This is a genomic window from Haloplanus sp. HW8-1 (assembly GCF_023703795.1).
GTDB lineage: Archaea > Halobacteriota > Halobacteria > Halobacteriales > Haloferacaceae > Haloplanus > Haloplanus pelagicus.
Genome location: NZ_CP098518.1, coordinates 670,359 through 687,093, shown reverse-complemented (window position 1 = coordinate 687,093; position 16,735 = coordinate 670,359). Strand labels below are relative to the sequence as shown.

The 16,735-nt window shown below is 65.0% G+C and carries 16 protein-coding genes; 5 read left to right on the top strand and 11 right to left on the bottom strand.

What is annotated here, in order from left to right; translation table 11 throughout:
• The first annotated feature begins 98 nt into the window (after positions 1-98).
• From cheB to NBT82_RS03575, 5 genes are read left to right on the top strand one after another with little or no spacing between them, the layout of a single operon-like run.
• Positions 99-1,175: a chemotaxis-specific protein-glutamate methyltransferase CheB gene (gene cheB / locus NBT82_RS03595; protein ID WP_251330219.1), complete on the top strand. Its 1,077-nt coding sequence runs from the start codon at positions 99-101 to the stop codon at positions 1,173-1,175.
• Positions 1,172-3,157, top strand: a complete 1,986-nt coding sequence (cheA, locus tag NBT82_RS03590) for a chemotaxis protein CheA (protein ID WP_251330218.1) — start codon at positions 1,172-1,174, stop codon at positions 3,155-3,157. The genes cheB and cheA overlap by 4 nt, the downstream gene beginning before the upstream one ends.
• A 3-nt stretch (positions 3,158-3,160) precedes the next feature.
• Entirely contained in the window at positions 3,161-3,985 is an 825-nt protein-coding gene (locus tag NBT82_RS03585) for a CheR family methyltransferase (RefSeq protein WP_251330217.1), read from the top strand.
• Between the two features lie 3 nt (positions 3,986-3,988).
• On the top strand, positions 3,989-5,206 hold the full coding sequence (locus NBT82_RS03580; RefSeq protein WP_251330216.1) for a HEAT repeat domain-containing protein: 1,218 nt from the start codon (positions 3,989-3,991) through the stop codon (positions 5,204-5,206).
• A complete protein-coding gene (locus NBT82_RS03575) occupies positions 5,207-6,073 on the top strand; it encodes a CheF family chemotaxis protein (protein ID WP_251330215.1) in 867 nt (288 codons plus the stop codon).
• Between the two features lie 290 nt (positions 6,074-6,363).
• Here NBT82_RS03575 and NBT82_RS03570 read toward each other — a convergent pair whose 3' ends face one another.
• From NBT82_RS03570 to NBT82_RS03520, 11 genes are all read right to left on the bottom strand, one after another.
• The gene (locus tag NBT82_RS03570) at positions 6,364-7,233 is read right to left on the bottom strand and encodes a CheF family chemotaxis protein (protein WP_251330214.1); all 870 of its coding nucleotides are present in this window, start codon (positions 7,231-7,233) and stop codon (positions 6,364-6,366) included.
• 30 nt (positions 7,234-7,263) lie between these two features.
• Positions 7,264-9,009, bottom strand: coding sequence for an archaellar assembly protein FlaJ (flaJ, locus tag NBT82_RS03565; RefSeq protein WP_251330213.1), 1,746 nt, complete (start codon positions 9,007-9,009; stop codon positions 7,264-7,266).
• Positions 9,009-10,682: a type II/IV secretion system ATPase subunit gene (locus tag NBT82_RS03560; RefSeq protein WP_251330212.1), complete on the bottom strand. Its 1,674-nt coding sequence runs from the start codon at positions 10,680-10,682 to the stop codon at positions 9,009-9,011. The genes flaJ and NBT82_RS03560 overlap by 1 nt, the downstream gene beginning before the upstream one ends.
• 3 nt (positions 10,683-10,685) lie before the next feature.
• A complete protein-coding gene (gene arlH / locus NBT82_RS03555; protein ID WP_251330211.1) occupies positions 10,686-11,444 on the bottom strand; it encodes an archaellum protein ArlH in 759 nt (252 codons plus the stop codon).
• Entirely contained in the window at positions 11,441-11,887 is a 447-nt protein-coding gene (arlG, locus tag NBT82_RS03550) for an archaellum stator protein ArlG (protein ID WP_251330210.1), read from the bottom strand. The genes arlH and arlG overlap by 4 nt, the downstream gene beginning before the upstream one ends.
• Positions 11,887-12,327, bottom strand: a complete 441-nt coding sequence (arlF, locus tag NBT82_RS03545; RefSeq protein WP_345780673.1) for an archaellum stator protein ArlF — start codon at positions 12,325-12,327, stop codon at positions 11,887-11,889. Before arlF ends, arlG begins: the two co-directional genes overlap by 1 nt.
• On the bottom strand, positions 12,308-13,807 hold the full coding sequence (locus NBT82_RS03540; protein WP_251330208.1) for a FlaD/FlaE family flagellar protein: 1,500 nt from the start codon (positions 13,805-13,807) through the stop codon (positions 12,308-12,310). Before NBT82_RS03540 ends, arlF begins: the two co-directional genes overlap by 20 nt.
• A 117-nt stretch (positions 13,808-13,924) precedes the next feature.
• A complete protein-coding gene (locus NBT82_RS03535) occupies positions 13,925-14,425 on the bottom strand; it encodes a chemotaxis protein CheD (protein WP_251330207.1) in 501 nt (166 codons plus the stop codon).
• 1 nt (position 14,426) lies between these two features.
• The gene (locus tag NBT82_RS03530) at positions 14,427-15,653 is read right to left on the bottom strand and encodes a chemotaxis protein CheC (RefSeq protein WP_251330206.1); all 1,227 of its coding nucleotides are present in this window, start codon (positions 15,651-15,653) and stop codon (positions 14,427-14,429) included.
• Positions 15,654-15,655: 2 nt separating this feature from the next.
• Positions 15,656-16,015, bottom strand: a complete 360-nt coding sequence (gene cheY / locus NBT82_RS03525) for a chemotaxis protein CheY (protein ID WP_157688752.1) — start codon at positions 16,013-16,015, stop codon at positions 15,656-15,658.
• A gap of 66 nt (positions 16,016-16,081) precedes the next feature.
• Positions 16,082-16,669, bottom strand: coding sequence for a DUF7500 family protein (locus NBT82_RS03520; RefSeq protein ID WP_251330205.1), 588 nt, complete (start codon positions 16,667-16,669; stop codon positions 16,082-16,084).
• Between the last annotated feature and the right edge of the window lie 66 nt (positions 16,670-16,735).

Below are 16,735 nucleotides of genomic sequence, written 5' to 3'. Positions count from 1 at the left end.
TTGGCGCAACGAATGATGAGACAAGTCCCCCCGGTACTCGCCGGGACACCCCCGCGTCCGCCGGCAAACCGACGGCTCGGCGGAGGGGTCGGACGACGATGAGCGACAGAGCCACGCGGGCGGTCGTCGTCGACGACTCTCACTTCATGCGGACACTGCTGTCGGACATGCTCGAAGACGGCGACGTGACCGTCGTCGACACCGCCGCCAACGGTGCCGAGGCCGTCGCCGCCGTACGCGAACACCGGCCGGACGTGGTGACGATGGACCTCCAGATGCCCGAGGTCGACGGCCTGGAGGCCGTCGAGCGGATCATGGACGACAAGCCGACGCCCATCCTCATGCTGAGCGCCCACACGGCCGACGGCGCCGACGTGACTTTCGAGGCTCTGGAGAAGGGCGCGGTCGATTTCTTCACCAAACCGGGCGGCGAGGTGAGCACCCGGATGTCGAGCAAGGAAGACCAACTCGTCCGGAAGGTGAAAGCCGTCGCCGAGGCCGACGTGAGCGGCCGGGGAGCGGTCGCCGTCGACTCGACGGGTGGGTCGGCGGCCGGCAGCGTCGCCACCGACACTCGGGAGTATCGCGACGGCGCGACGGTCGTGATCGCGTCCTCGACCGGCGGCCCGACCGTCGTCGAGAGTCTCGTCGGGTCCCTGCCCCGGGACGCCGACCTTCGGGTACTGGTCGTCCAGCACATGCCGGACGCGTTCACCTCCCGCTTTGCCGACCGGCTCGACGCCGCGAGCGAGTACGACGTCTCGGAGGCGACCGGCGGGGACCGCATCGGCGGCGGCGAGGTGCTCGTCGCGCCCGGGGGCAAACACCTGGTCGTCGCGGGAGCCGGTGGAGGGCGACTCCGTACCAAGTTGAACGAGGACCCACCGGAGCACGGCGTGCGTCCGGCCGCCGACGTGACGATGCGCTCGGCGGCCGAGACGGTCGACGGGCCGCTGGTCGGTGTCGTGCTCACGGGTATGGGCGCGGACGGTGCCGCCGGGGCAGAGGCCGTCCACGACGCCGACGGACACGTCCTCGCACAGGACGAGTCGTCGTCGGCCGTGTTCGGGATGCCCAAGCGGGCCATCGAACGTGGCTGTGTCGACGACGTGTTGGCTGCCGGGGACCTTCCCGGGGGCATCCTCGATGCCGTCAAACTGGAGGTCAATGCATGACAGAGGAGTACGTCCAAGCGTTCGTCCACGAGAGCGAAGAGCAGTTGACCGACCTGAACAACTCCCTGCTGGCCCTGGAGTCCGATCCGGACGACCGCGAGGCGATGGACGACATCTTCCGGACGGCCCACACCCTGAAGGGGAACTTCGGGGCCATGGGCTACGACGACGCCAGCGACCTCGCCCACGCCATCGAGGACCTCCTCGACGAACTCAGGGAGGGCGAGATGGCGGTTACCCCCGAAGTGATGGATCTGGTGTTCGCGGGCGTCGACCGACTCGAACTCGCCGTCGAATCCATCGACGAGGACGGCACCGTCGACGTGGAGACGGCGGATCTGGAAGACGACATCCGTGCGGTCATCGAGGACGGTGCGGCCGGCGCAACGGTCGACGACGGCGACGACGACACCACCGACGACGATACCGCCTCCGGCGTCGAAGATCAGGTCGACACCTTCGAGGTCGCCGTCGAGGTGGGCGAGTCGGAGATGAAAGGCGTCGACGCGATGCTCGTCCTCGAAGCCGCTCGCGAGGAGGCGGACCTGGTGTCGGCGACACCCGACCCCGAGGCCCTCGAGGACGGCGAGTACGAGAACGGGTTCGAACTCGTCGTCGCCTCGACGACGGCCGACGAACTACATTCGACGCTCGACCGTGTCTCGGCCATCGAGCACGCCGACATCGCACAGGCCGGCGTCACGGGGACGGAGCCCGAAGAACACGAGGAGTTCGCCGACGATGGCGACGACGACACGACCGACTCGACGTCGACCGACGACACAGCCGACTCGACGCCGACCGACGACGGGACGGCGAGCGGCGGGGGCTCGAACGGGTCCTCCCGCGAGATCAGCTCGGTCCGGGTGGACGTCGACCAACTCGACGACCTGCACGGGCTGGTCGAGCAGTTGGTGACCAGCCGGATCAAACTCCGGCGGGCCGTCGACGACGGCGACGTGGGGAGTGCGACCGACACGCTCGGCGAACTCGACAAGATCACTGGCAACCTCCAGAACACGGTGATGGACATGCGGCTGATCCCGATGCGGAAGGTGATCAGCAAGTTCCCCCGGCTGGTTCGTGATCTCGCCCGGGAGCAGGGCAAAGAGATCGACTTCCGGATGGAGGGACAGGACATCGAACTCGACCGCACGATCCTCACGGAGATCAGCGACCCGCTGATGCACATCCTCCGGAACGCGGTCGACCACGGCATCGCGCCGCCGGCGGAGCGAGAACGGGCTGGCAAGGATCGGGAGGGAACCATCGAACTCCGGGCCAGCCGAGAGCGTGACCACGTCACCGTCACGGTCGAGGACGACGGCCGCGGACTCGACGTGGACGAACTCCGGCGGAAGGCCCTCGAGACGGGCGTCCGCTCGGAGGCCGAACTCGACTCCATGGAGGACTCGGAGGTGTACGATCTGGTCTTCCATCCCGGCTTCTCGACCGCCGACGAGGTCACCGACGTGAGCGGGCGGGGCGTCGGTATGGACGTCGTCCACAGCACGGTCAAACAGCTCGACGGTTCGGTGAACGTCGAGAGCGAGCAGGGCGAGGGGACGACCGTCACCCTCCGGCTCCCGGTGACCGTCGCCATCGTCAAGGTGCTGTTCGTCGAGGTCGGCGACGAGGAGTACGGCATCCCGATCAAGAACATCGACGAAGTCAGCCGGATCCCGGAGGTCAAGACGATCAACGAGGAGCCGACGATCGAACACGACGAGGACATCTACCCGGTGGTCAACCTGGCCGACGAACTGGAGGTCCCCGGGGCGACGAACGAGGGAGACGGGATGTTGCTCCGCATCCGGAAGTCCGAACGCCGTGCTGCACTCCAGTGTGACGCCGTGAACAAACAGGAGGAGGTGGTCGTCAAACCGTTGGAGGGCGTCCTGAGCGGCATCCCGGGGCTCAGCGGGACCGCGGTCCTCGGTGATGGCAACATCGTCCCCATCCTCGACGTGGTGACGCTGTAGCCGATGAGTTCGAACTCGACCGACGCCGACGAGGACGAAGCGTTCGAGCGCCTCCTGGCTCACCTGGAGCGAAAACTCGATTTCGAGTCGTCGTACTACAACGAGTCGTATCTGGACCGCCGCATCTCCGCACGGATGCGTCGTCGTGATGTCGAGTCCTACGACGCGTATCTCGACCTCGTGCGGTCGGACCCCGAGGAGCCGACGGCACTGCTCGACTCCCTGAGCATCAACGTGACCAGTTTCTATCGCAACCCCGAGGCCTGGGAGCCGATCCGGGAGGTCCTGCGCGAGGTGACGAGCGGCCACGGACGAACGACGGTGTGGAGCGCCCCCTGTTCGGACGGGCGCGAGCCCTACTCGATCGCGATGCTCGCCCTCGACGACGACGAGGTGCGGACCCGTGGACTCGAGATCCTCGCGACCGACATCAACGCCGACGTGCTGGAGCGCGCCCGCGAGGGCGTCTATCACACCACCAAAACGCGAGACGTGGCCGAGGAGCTGGAGCCGCTCGACGACGCCGCGTCGTACGTCGACCGCGACGGGGACCAGTTCAGCGTCCGGGACGAGGTGAAGGACCTCGTCACCTTCGAGCAGCACGACCTGATCGCCGACGAGCCGAAACGGAACGTGGACCTCGTGCTCTGTCGGAACCTCCTCATCTATATCAACACGGAATCCAAACGGGCAGTCGTGGACACCGTACTCTCGTCGCTTCGCGACGGCGGCTACCTCGTCATCGGGATGACGGAGACGCTGCCACGGAAGAGTCGACCGATGGTGGAGACGGTTGACAAACGACGACGGGTGTACCGACGAACCTGACCCATGTCGCTCTACCAGCTCGAAAAGGACGGAGACGTAGATTCCCTGCTCGATCACTTGAAACTCAGCGACTCGCCGACGATTCGAACGCGGGCCGCCGAGATCCTGGGCGACGTCGTCGACGACGAGCCCCAGGCCGTCGACGCGCTGGTAACCGCGGCACGGACGGACGACGACGAGGCGGTTCGGGGCGCGGCCATCGACGCGCTCGACGCCATCGGCGCCGACGCCATCGAACGGCTGATCGGCGAGATGGCGGGCGCCGACACCGACGACGGCGCCGACTGGGTGCGTGCCGAGGCGTTCGTCGAGACGCTGTCGGCCGACCGACCGGAGTTACGGATGGCGGCCGCGAACGCGCTCCGTCGACTGGCCGATCCCGGTACGCTCCCGGCGCTGATCGACGCCCTCGACGATCCGAATCTACGGGTGCGTGCCCGGGCGGCACGGGCCTGCGGAGCCGTCGGCGACGAGCGCGCCGCCGACGCGCTGGCCGCGCGGCTGGACGATCCGACGAGCCGCGTACGACGCGATGCCGCCGATGCGCTGGCGGCCATCGGCACCGATCGAGCGCTCAAGCCGCTTCTCGACGCCGTCACCGATCAGAACGACGACGTGCGATACGCCGCAGTCATGGCGTTGGGTGGGTATCAGGGGCCGGAGGCCATCGATCCCCTGATCGCGGCGCTCGACGACGAGAGCGACGTGGTTCGGCGGGCGGCCGTCTTCTCGATCATCGAGTTGCTCGCGGCGGCACCGACCGAACAGAGCCACCGCATCCGTGAGACGGTCGTGGACCGACTGGAGTCGGCCGATCGGAGCGTCGTCGACCCGCTCGTCGAACTGCTCAGGGAGAGCGATCAACCACGTGAGCGACGGAACGCAGCGTGGCTTCTCGGACGCGTGACGGGTGATAACGGACGCAAAGACGCCATCGACGCGCTGGTCGATTGCCTCGGCGTCGACGACGGCACGACGGCGCAGTTCGCCGCGACGAGTCTCGTCGAACTCGGCGGGGCGGCCGTCGAGGACGCGCTTCTCGATCTGCTCGAAGATCACGAGCGCACCGACGCGGCCCGGTCGAAGGCCGTCTTCGTCCTCGGGAAGGTCGGCGGCGATCGCGCCCGCGACGAACTGGAGGCGTTGCTCGATCGAACCGACGAGGCGGAGGTCCGAAAGCAGGCGTTTTCTGCGCTGTCCAAACTCGGGGGGCGACGTTAGATGAGCGAGGGGGAACGCAAACTCACCGACACCCGCGGGAAGTTCACGATGGTAGTCAAGGAGGGCCGGGAACTGAACGACGCGGAGTGGACCGGCGGCCGCATCCTGCTGTCGAACAAACGGCTGATCCTCGTGCGGTCGGACGGAAAGCGGACGATTCCCCTGAAGCAGATCCGAAGTCTCGAAGGCCGCACCGACGTGAACCAACTCGTCGCGAAGGTGTCCGGATACGTCAGCCTCCAACTCTCGACCGGCGACGTGGTGCTCGTCTCCGCCGAGGATCCCGAAACCTTCGAGCGGATGCTCTACCGGGCGCTGCTCGACCGGACGGTCGTCCTGGCTCGTCATCCGGCCGTCGAAGGGGGTGTCGTTACGGACGCCGAGTGGAAGAAGGCCCGCCTGAAGATCGAAGAGGGCTCGATCGACGTCGCCATCGCCGACGGATCCTTCGTCGAGATCGACCTCGATGACATCGGCTCGATGGAGGCGAACGAACGGTCGGTCAAAGACGAGAAACGCCGAGTACTGGAGGTCGAACACAGTCAGGAAGGGACGAGCGTCCAGACGTACATCTCCGGATCGTCGCGCCGGTGTTCGATCCTCGAGAGCCTCCTTCGCAAGGGGGAGAGCCGAAGCGAGATCGGTGTCGATCTCACCGAACGGCAAAACGAGGTGTTGATGGCGCTTTACTCCGGGGTATCTCCCTTCGAGATCCCCGACTTCCTCGGGATGGACGTCGACGATGTCGAGGAGGTGTTCGACCGCCTGATCGAACTCGACGTGGTCGAGGAGATCCGAACCCGGCGGGAAGTCGCACTCAACGCCCGTGGACGGAACATCGCCAGCGAAGCGATGAACGAGCAGTGAGGTCGCCGACGCGGATCGTCAGGTCGAACGCCTGCTTCGGACCGTCGGCGCTCGCGGCCCGTTCCCGCCACTGATCGACGTCGTAGTGAGGAGGGCGTCGAACTGCGCGGGTCGCGAGGTGAGGGAAAGACGGAGCGAGAACACCGTACGGTGGCCGACCGTCGCGGCGATTTCGGGGAGAATTTCGAACGAGGCCGAGAGCCGACCGTCCCCTCGTGGTATCGGAGGATGCGAGCGACGGGATCGACGACGTTCGGGCCGTCCGTTTCACAACGTCGACGGCGCCGAGGTCACGAGTTGACCTCCTCCAGACGGCTGTTGACGACGACCCGTCCCTTCGGAGTCAGTGCCGTTCCCCGGTCGTCGTCGACGACGAGACCCTTCTTCCGGAGCCCCTTCAGGACCATCGTCGTCTGGCTCGCGTCGGCGGCGACCACGTCCAGCGGGTCGACGTCCTCGCCCGCGGAGTAGATGGCGAGCAACACCTGGACTTCCTCGTCGGACAGCGACATGTCCGACAGCGACTCGACGATGTCGGTGTACTCCAGACGGAGATAGCGCCCGAGCAGGTTCATCAGCCGTTCGGAGGTGAGCGCGAACACCGAGACGAGCGCGGTCGTACGCGGCACGTGCCGGACCGAGAGGGCGGGTCGCGACGTCCCGTCGAGCGTCCGTCGCTCCTTCTCGAAGTCGGTGACCGTCGCGAGGTCGATGCTGAACGAACTGTCGCCGCTTCGGAATGCGAGCGTGCCGTCGTCGACGGAGAGACGGGCCTGCTTGGCGGGCGAGTCGACGACGCGTCCGCCGCGCCGTGCGGGGTGCTGGACCGTCACTTCACGCCCGTTGAGGTTGGCCTTGAACAGGACAGTCGAGAACTTCTCCATGGTGTCGGCGTCGCCCTCGATGACGGCCATCCGGCGGCCCTCGTCGGTGTTGTACGCGAGGGTGACCGTGTCGCTGAAAAACTCCCGCATCTCGGGTGGCACGTGACCGACGGCCACGTCGAACATCGCCGCCATCGGGATCGTCACCTTGCAGTCTTCGCCGGCCAGTACGAGCCGTTTCGGACTCAGCACGATCCGCCCGCGCACGGGTTCGGCGCGGTCCATGTCGTTGACGTAAAACTGACCGACGAAATCGGCGATGACGCGTTCGTTCACGGAACCCCCCTCCGTGCTGGAGGCGCGTGGTCACACATTCAACAGTCCCCCCACGACGGACATGGTCAAGACGGCGACCACGCAGCCGATCCACGTGAGCATCACGAAATGCAGGAGTGCGCTGCCCTTGTGACCGCCGTCGACGGTGCGGATGATGAGCGACGACAGGACGGCGTTGATCATGACGACGCTCAGCAGGAGAAACTGGATGAACGGGAGGTCGTACACACCGGTGTGGATGAGCTGGCTGGCGCTGAACTGGGAACTCGTCGAGAGGTCCAACGACATTCCGGCGAGGATGTCGACGATCTTGAAGCCGATGAAGAAGGCAAACGAGGAGGCCGCGGTGATGCCGTACAGCAGGCCGATCATGGTGACCGTCGCCTGCTCGCGCTGCTGTCTGAGCTGGTTGACGTGGTTCATGTTTTCGCTGATGAGTTCGCCCAACTGTTTGGGCTCGCCACCCATCTGTCTGCCGACGAGGTACATATCGCTGAACTTCTGGATGAGATAGGAACGGGTGTTGCCAGTGAAGTACTGCCACGCCCGGTCGGGCTCCAGTCGCATGTTCAGGCGCTTGAACAGGTCGTCGACGTCGCCGGTGAGCGGCCCGAAATCTTTCTTTCGGAGGGTCTTGAGCACGGCCGTGGTCGTCGACTGCTTGGCCGTCTCGCTCGCGCCAAGCGCCCGGATGAAGCTCGGGAACTCGGCGTCCCGGGCTTTGATACGCTGTTCTTCGATCCGGAAGACGACGCCCGGGATCGCCAGCGGGGTGACCGGAATCGCCATGTAGAGCGGGCGGGGTACCGACGAGACGGGAAGCAGGTCGGTCACGCCGGGAACGCCACCGAACAGGTCGCCGACGACGAGGACCACGAGGACGAGCGAGAGCAGTCCACCGACGCCGAGGCTGGCGATCAGCCGCAACTCGCCGTCGGGACGGATCTCCTCGGGGTAGTACCAGAGCGGGTCGTACGGCGACATCGTCCGGATGACGAGAAAGAAGCCGATCTGGATGAACGCATAGAGGACGATGACGGCGCCGACGGTCATGCTCGGATTCGTCCCGGTGAGGATCGGCAGCACGATGGCGAACACGAGCGCGAACGTCATCGAGAGCACCATCGAGAGATAGAGGTCCTTCATCACTTCGAGGTTGTCGAGGGTGCTCTCGTACATCGTCACGTAGTTTTGGATCATCACCTGCTGTTCGCTGAGGAGGAATTCGCTGAGTTCCTGACCGGCGTTGACCGTGTAGGCAAGCCGGTCGAAGAAGTCCGAGAGCGGTTCGCTGGGGATGCGACGAGCGCGACGCCGACAGGCGTCGTCGAGGCTCTGGTTCCACGTGTCGACGAGCTGGACGACACGACCGACCTCCGTCGCCAGCGCGCCGTACTCCTCTTCCTCGGCGAGCTTGCGGAACACCTCCATCCGGTCGATGTTCGTCGTCGACAGCACCGTCATGTGGGTCATCAGGAGGTGATACTGGTTCTCCATCTCGACGCGCTCCTGGCTGACGAGAAGTTTCGGATAGGCGATCGCTGCCGCGAGGACGAGTGCGCCGAGTAGGGGAACGGGGAGCCGCACGGAGATCGGCAACTGGACGAAGACGGCGACGACGACGGTACCGAAGAAAAACACCGCGGACGGGAGTACGATGAGGAGGAGATACCGCGACAGCTCCATATCCATCCGGCCGTACGCCTCGACGATGGACGCGAGCGTCTCGGAGGCGGTGATGTCCGTCTCGTTCGACGTTGCTGGTTCGGACGCCATTATCGGTGGATGTCGAAGGGAAGTCCCTCTACGCCGTCGCGCTGGAAGGACTTGATCGCCTCGTTGACCTCGTGGTAGCCGAGGATGTTCTCCTCGATCATGCGCTCGACGAGCTGTGCCCGGAAGTCGAGGTCGTCGTAGATCTCACGGGTGTCGGCGTAGCCGAGTAGGGTCGCGATCTGCTCTTCCAGCACGTAGGAGTTGTTCATTCCTTGGAAGACGATTTCGTCCTCGACGGGATCCCAGCTGAACACCTGCCGGGTGACGACCCCGTCCATCTCCTTGGAGTACCCCTCGATCTCCTGGACGCTCGTCACCCGGCGCAACACGTCGTCACCCTGCTTGACGCGATTCTGGAACAGGGCCACGTCGGCGTTGTCCATGAACGGCTCGGGGACGTTGATCGGATCGCCGGTGAATCGCTGGATCATCGAGACGATGTCGCTGGCGTGGAACGTGAGCATGACGGGGTGGCCGGTCTGAGCGGCCTGGAACGCCATCCGTCCCTCCTCGCCACGGACCTCGCCGACGATGATGTAGTCGGGGCGGGAGCGCAGCGCCGCCGCGACGAGGTCGAACATGTCGACGTCCGAGTCGTCTTCGCCACCGCCCTCCCGGGTCAGGAGCTGCTGCCAGGTGTCGTGTGGTGGAAGCACCTCGGCGGTGTCCTCGGCGGTGTAGATCTTCGAATCCCGTGGGATGAACGACATGATGCTGTTGAGCGTCGTCGTCTTCCCCGAGGCCGTCTCGCCGACGACGAACACCGTCTGTTCGTTCTCCAGACAGAGCCAGAGGTAGGCGACGAGCTTCGGCGAGAGCGTCCCCCACTTGGTGATCTGGTTGATCGAGAGGGGCGTCTCGTCGCCCTGTCGGATCGTGAGGCTCGGCCCCTGGACGCTCACGTCGTCGGAGTAGATGACGTTCAGGCGGGAGCCGTCGGGCAGCGTCGAGTCGACGATCGGGTTCGAGTCGGAGACGGGGTCCCCGATTCGCTCGCCCATACTCCGGATCCAGGAGTCGAACTGTTCTGGCGTGCCGAAATCGACGGTCGTCTCGATCAGACCGTAGGTGCCGTGATCGACGTAACACTGGTGTGGGCCGATGACGTGAACGTCCTCGTTGGCCGGATCGCGCATCACCGGTTCCAGCGGTCCGAGCCCAACGATGTCGCGGTTGAGCCGATACCGGATGTTCTCGTAGGTCTGCTCGCTGACGCGGTAGTCGCCGAGCCCCAGGAACCGCTTGAGCCGGTCGATCCAGTAGCGAAGGCCGCTCCGGTCGCGCTCGATGGTCGTCGTCTCCTGGAGGAGTTCCTCGATCCGGTCGTCGTACTCGGACTCCTCCTCGGGGACGGACTTGCTGACGCTGCGATCCAGCAGTTCGTCGCGGATCTTCGCGAACAGGCCCCGTTCGTCGTCCGAGAGCGACGGCTCGATCGCGTAGTATTTCATGTCCTGACCCAGGTCGCCGTAGATGTGGCAGTAGATCGGCCCACCGATGGGGTAGAGGACGTTCGGTCGGGACGTCTCGTACTCGCTCGTGGGTTCGTCGATGAGGAGTGGGAACTCGCCGGTGATCTGCTTGAACTTCTTCAGGTGGTTCCGGAGGTGGGGCCGCTGGGCCGCGATCTGTTTGAGTTCGTCCGAGGGGGTGGCGGTTCCGAGTTCCGTCATGCGTTAGGCGACGCTCCGACTCTCGATGACGATCCCCGTCCCGGAGCGGACGGAGTATCCGATGGTGTCTCCGACCTGCTGTCCCATCCCGGCGAATCGCTTGACCGCGATCTGCCGGCGTACGTCGTTGCCGACTTCGACCATCTCCAGTTCGAGGAACACGTCGGCGATCGACCGGAAGGGGCCGATCGCCTCCTCGTCGACCGTCGACGGGTCGACCGTCAGGACGATCACCTTCCCCTGTGAGATCACGTCCCGGAAGAAGCCGATGATCTCGAGGGCGGCCTGTCGCTCCTCGTTTTGCCGGACCAGCGCCTCGAACTTGGGATCATTGCGGAGGATGGCGTCGAACGTATCGATCACGATCACGTCCGATTGCCACATCGTGTCGGCGTTCATCAGTCGCTTGAGCAGTTCCTTTCGCTCGCCCTCGCCCTCGTCCGAGAGCCGCCCACCGGTGTCGAAGTCGGCGTGGAGAAAGAGGACGTTCTCGTCGAGGAGGTGATCGACCATGTCGTACGACAGCGAGTGCATCTGGTCGATGAACCCGCGGGTGGTCAGCTCCGTCGACAGGACGGTGACGGAGTGGCCCTCCTCGCAGAAGCCGTACGTGAACCGCTGGGACAACGCACTCTTGCCGGCCCCGTAGTCGCCCTCGGCGAGGACGATACTCCCGTGCGGGATCCCCCCGCCGAGTTCCTTGTTGAGGCGGTCGTGATCCTCCAGTCCAAGCGAGAACAGGTTGGTCTGTGCTCGGCTCATACGCGGAACGCGAACACCTCCTCGTCGCCGTTGACGATGATCTTCGCACGGTGGTCACCGGCCGACAGGTCGACGCCACCGATCTCCAGACGGACGACGTTGTTCGGTCGCCACTCGGTGCCGTCGACGACGGTCGCCGTGACGTTCGTTCGGTACTGCCCGTCGATCAGTATCTCGATGAACCGGGAGTCGTTGTCGAGGTCCGACGTGCCGGTGTTTTTCACCAGGAGTGTCACCGTGTTCGTCGAGTTGTTGTAGACGGGGCTCCCGGCGTCGCTGATCACCTCGATGTCCGTTCGCACCTCCTCGGAGACTTCGAGACTCTGGTCGTCGATCCCCTGACTCAGTCGGGAGATACCCTGAGTGAACGTTCCGGCCACGCCGGCGGCGATGACCAAGCTCGCGATGAACAGGATCAGATGGGAGGCCGAAACGCTCGCCATCAGAGCACCTCCACGTCGGCCACGCCAGGGCCGGAGACGACCTTGACACGGGTGGGTTGACTTGACACGGACACTTCGAGGTGCAACTGCTCGCCGGGGAGCCAAAGGTCGGTCGTCGAATCGCCGGCGACGGACCGTGCCGTGAAGTTGGCGCGGTACGTGTTGTCCACGAGGAGATCGACCGCCCCGACGGAGAGTTCGGACGCCCCTTCGTTGGTGACGTTCACCGAGAGCGTCCCGGCGTCGGCGTCGTAGGTGGCGTTGATGATGGTGATGGCCGTGTTCTGCCGTTCCAGGGCCTCATCGTCGACCGCCGATCTGGCGTCGTTGACGCGTTCGAAACCGTTGGCTGACGCCGTATAGGCCGTCGAGAAGGCGAGGAAGATGCCGACGAAGATGATCGCCGCCGACCCGCTGACGCTAAAGCCCAAACGGAACACCCCCGCCACCACTCCAGCACTCGAACACGATCGAATCGGCCGTCGAGCCGGTGAGCCTGCTGATGTATCGGAGGCTCGCGACGTGGTGGTCGATGGAGAGGTCGGACGGGGCACCCGTCACGTCGTCGTCGACCTCCCCGAATCCGACGAGGAAGTCGTGCAGTTCGTCGGCGGCGTCCTCGCCGAGCCACTGGATGCGTCGGTAGTACTCGACGGCCCGAGCGGCGTCGGCTACGTCGCCCTCCTCGACTAGGTACTCGAGCCACTCCATCACGAGCAGATCGCTCACGTACCCCGAGGGCAACCGCGGCAGGTACGGTTTCGTGACCGCCGCCTCCGAGCCGTCCATCAGCGTGTTGGCCGCAAACTGGAGGTCGCCGCTGCCGTCCGCGTCGGCCGCCGCCTCGGCCGTCCGCTGGGTCGACTGGAGGCTCGAACCGCCCGCATCGGTGCCCGCCGAGTCGTCGGCCGTCCCGCCGATCGGGTCGTCCGATGGCCCGTCGGCGGGGACCTGATCGGGGTCCGGGCCCGGATCGTCAGCCGAGTCCGACTCCGGATCCGGCCCCTCGTCGAACTCGTCGTCGAACGCGTCGGCTCCCGTCTCCTCGCCGAAATCGCCGTCGACGTCGTCGTCCAGGGCGTCGCCGTCGGAAGCGTCCTCGGCGAAGTCCCCGAACTCGTCGTCGGCGTCGCCGTTGGAAGCGTCCTCGGCGAAGTCCCCGAACTCGTCGTCGGCGTCGCCGTTGGAAGCATCCTCGGCGAAGTCCCCGAACTCGTCGTCGGCGTCGCCGTTCGTGGCCACGTCGTCGCCGTCGGCCCAGTCGGCGTCGCCGTTCTCGTACTCGTCTTTCAGTTCCTCGAACGATTTGCCGGAGTCGTCTGAATCGTCGGAATCGTCGGCCATGGTATCCTCGGTGGTCGGTTCGTCGTCGAAGCCGTCGTCGAAGCCCTCGGCCTCGCCCTCGTCCAAGAAGTCGTCGTCGAAGAAGTCCTCGGCGTCGGCGCCGGCGATGTCGTCGTCCAGTTCTTCCTCCTCCGAGTCGTCGGAGTCGTCGAACAGTCCGAGCGAGCCACCGCCGTCGTCGAACCCGCCGCCGGCTTGTGCGTCGTCGACGAACGGGTTGACACCGCGGGTGACCATCTCGTAGATGTCGAGTAGTTTGCGGACGTTCTCCTCGACGTCCTCGACAGTGTTGCTGATCTCCTCGTTCTCGCTACGGATGGTACTCACGGTCGAGGAGAGGCTAGCGACCTCGTTTTCCATCTCGTCGATCCGCCCTTCGAGTTCGGCGGTCGCGGCACCGCCGTCGTCCCCCCCTTCGTCGAAGCCGAGTTCGTCGTCGAACTCGTCGCCGCCGCCGAACCCGTCGAGGTCGTCGGCGTCGTCGTCGAAAAGCATGTCGTCGTCGTCGGCGTCGGCGGCGCTGTCGCTCGCGGACCCGTCGTCGTCGCGTCCGAGGAGGCGTTCTAGGATTTCCATCCCGCACCCCCCGCTACCCGGGTCGTCGAACCCATCTATCGTGCCAACTATTGGTCTCGCGTATTTTAACCATTGCCCTTCAGTTATCAGTTTTGATATGTGTATGACGGACGTCAGTCAGAGGCGCCGTTCGTCACCAGCACTCTTGACGACGAGCACGCCAGTATCGCCGTGAAAGCGCAGCGACCGGCCGGAATCACCGCCAACGTCCTCGGCCACGATGGGGGCGTCGAGTCGTCCGAGGGTCGCTCGTCCGACCGCGACGTTGCGGCTGCCGATCGGTTCGTCCTGACTATCGAACGCGAACATCGCGCTGCCTCCGGCCAGTTTCGCCGTGATACCGTCGGGGGTGGCACCCTCCTCTCGCATCTCCGAGACGACGGCGGTGATGCCGGTGTCGGTGAACTTCGCGACGTTGTCGGGGTCCTCGGGAGCGGTCGGCAGCATGGTGTGAGCGAGGCCGGCGACGCCGGCCGATTCGTCGATGAGGCCGACTCCGAGACAAGAGCCCAGGCCACTGGTGGTCAACACGGCACCGTCGGTCGTGACCGCGAAGTCGGCGATGCCGACGCGGCGGCAGGAGCGCTCCGAGTTCGCCTCCCGCCCGTACGTCTTCATATCAGAACAACGACTCTTGGTCGGCTTCGAGTTGGTCGCGTCGTTCGACCAACAGCGAATCCAATGCCTCTTTGAGCTTTTGTTCGTCGGGGATGGCGTAGAGTTCGCAGTTGAACTCGCCTTCGGGTGTGACGACGGTCGAGTCCATGAGGAAGGCGTACTCCTGGGACTGGCCGAGCCGGCCGGCGATCGGGCTGAGGATGGCAGTCCCGAGATCGTGGACGAGCTCCGGCGGAGTGTGATCGATGCTCGTCTGGAGCACGTTCGCCCAGCCGTCGATGAACCCGCTGGTCATGATGTTCCCGAGTTCCTCGATGGCGCTCTCGCCCATCTCCCCAAGCGGGTCGTCGAGTTCCATCGGGACCGTCGCGTCGACGATCGTACGGGCCGACGGCTCGTCGAAGAGGATAGCGAGGTAGCCACCGGGCGTTCCCGTGAACTCCATCACCGTCCCGACGTACACCTCGTCCCTGGCGGTGTTCGGAACGTCCTCGATGGGGACGAAGCTGAGTCGACTCACGTCCACGTCGGTCTCGATGCCAGTCATCGACGAGACGTTCTCGGCGGCCCGCTGGGCGCCCTGTCGAGTCATCTCGTCGAAGACCGTCAGCTTGTCCATCGGAATGGCGTCGTCGTGGTCGTCGCTGGCAGCGAGCATGTCCGCGAACGCGCCGTACTCCGGCAGCATGTAGATGTAGGCGTCGATCTCCTGATCGACGGCCGTCATTTGACTCTCGAAGACGAAGACGTGTTCCTCCTCGGCGTGGTCGAGAGCGCCGTCGGGAAGGACGTCGGTACCGACACGCTCGACGTAGTTCGGCGGGGTCATGTCGACGCTCGCCCCGAGGTAGTCGGCCCAGCCGTCGACGAAGCCACCCATCATGATGTTCCCGATCTCGTTGATCCCGCTGCGAGCCATCTCGTCGAACGAGCCGTCCTCGTCGGTGGAGGCTCCGGGGACCAGCACGTCGACGATACTGGCGGCGCTCTCCCGGTCGAAGGCAAGTGCCGTCTCGCCCGACAGACCGCCACCGAGGCCGATTTGGACGCCCACGAACTCCGTTCCGCCGAACACGTCCTCGACGTCACGCTTCGACATCAGCGTGACGTTGGTCACGTCGACGTAAGTCTCGATGCCCGTCATCTGGGTCAGCGACGCTGCGGCGTGTTCCGCCCCCTCCTGTGCAAGGCGATTGTAGGTGCCGAGCGACTGGATATCGACCCGCATGGTCAGGCCACGACGTCGTCGATGGCTTCGAGCACGTTCGGCTTCTGGAACGGTTTCGTGATGTAGCCGTCCGCGCCGGCCTTGACAGCGTTTTTCATCTTCTCCTCCTGGCCGACGCTGGTACACATGATCACGTTCGCGTCAGGATCGCTACCCGTGATCTCGCTTGTCGCCTCGATACCGTCCCGGATCGGCATCACGATGTCCATCATCACCAGATCCGGATCGTGCTCGCGATAGAGTTCGACCGCCTCGACCCCGTTTTCCGCCTCGTCGACGATCTCGAAGTTCTCCTCGAGGATTTCGCGCAGGAGGTTGCGCATGAAATCCGAGTCGTCGACGATGAGTACCTTAGGTGGCATCCGTCCCGTGAATTCGGGAGTCACCAAATAAATACTCGCCCGCGATTCTCAGCGCTGATACGAGATTCAGTCCTCGGACAGCGCGACGGCCTCCTCGTCGGCGACCGCCTCGATGAGGTCGCCGATCGAGTCGGAGCGGTCGAGTTCGTACCGCTTGAGTAGGCCGGTGAGTGTCCCGACCGGGTAGCGGACGGAGACGTTCGACTCCGCGAGCAGGATTCCGAGAACGTCCTCGACCGGTGTCCCGCCGCCGACGTGTTGTGCGTACCAGATCAACAGCGATTCGAAACTGGTGACGACGTCGTTGGAGACGACCTGATGACGACTGACGCCGGAGTCGAACTTCGCCGTCGCGTGGAAGCCGTACTGGGCGTCGATCCCTCGGAAGTGGTTTTCGAGCCAGCGGTTGACGTCCATCTCGGAAAGCTCCGGCTCGTCGTCGGAGTCGTCGGCCTCGGAGCCACCCCTCTCCTCCCGGGCGTCGATGGCGTCGGCTCGGCGCTGTGCGGCGTCGTCGCTCATCGACTCACCGGTCGAGACGAGAAAGCGGCCGTCGTCGAGTTCGGAGACGTTGTCGTGTCTAGTGAGGTCGAGTTCTTCCTCGGTGATGACTTTCCCGCGCTCCGAGATGGAATCGTCTGAATCTGATGGCATACCCTGGGGGGTGTTTCCACTTCGGGGGCGTGAAAACATAAAGATTCGGTGGTGCCGCAGCGTCGG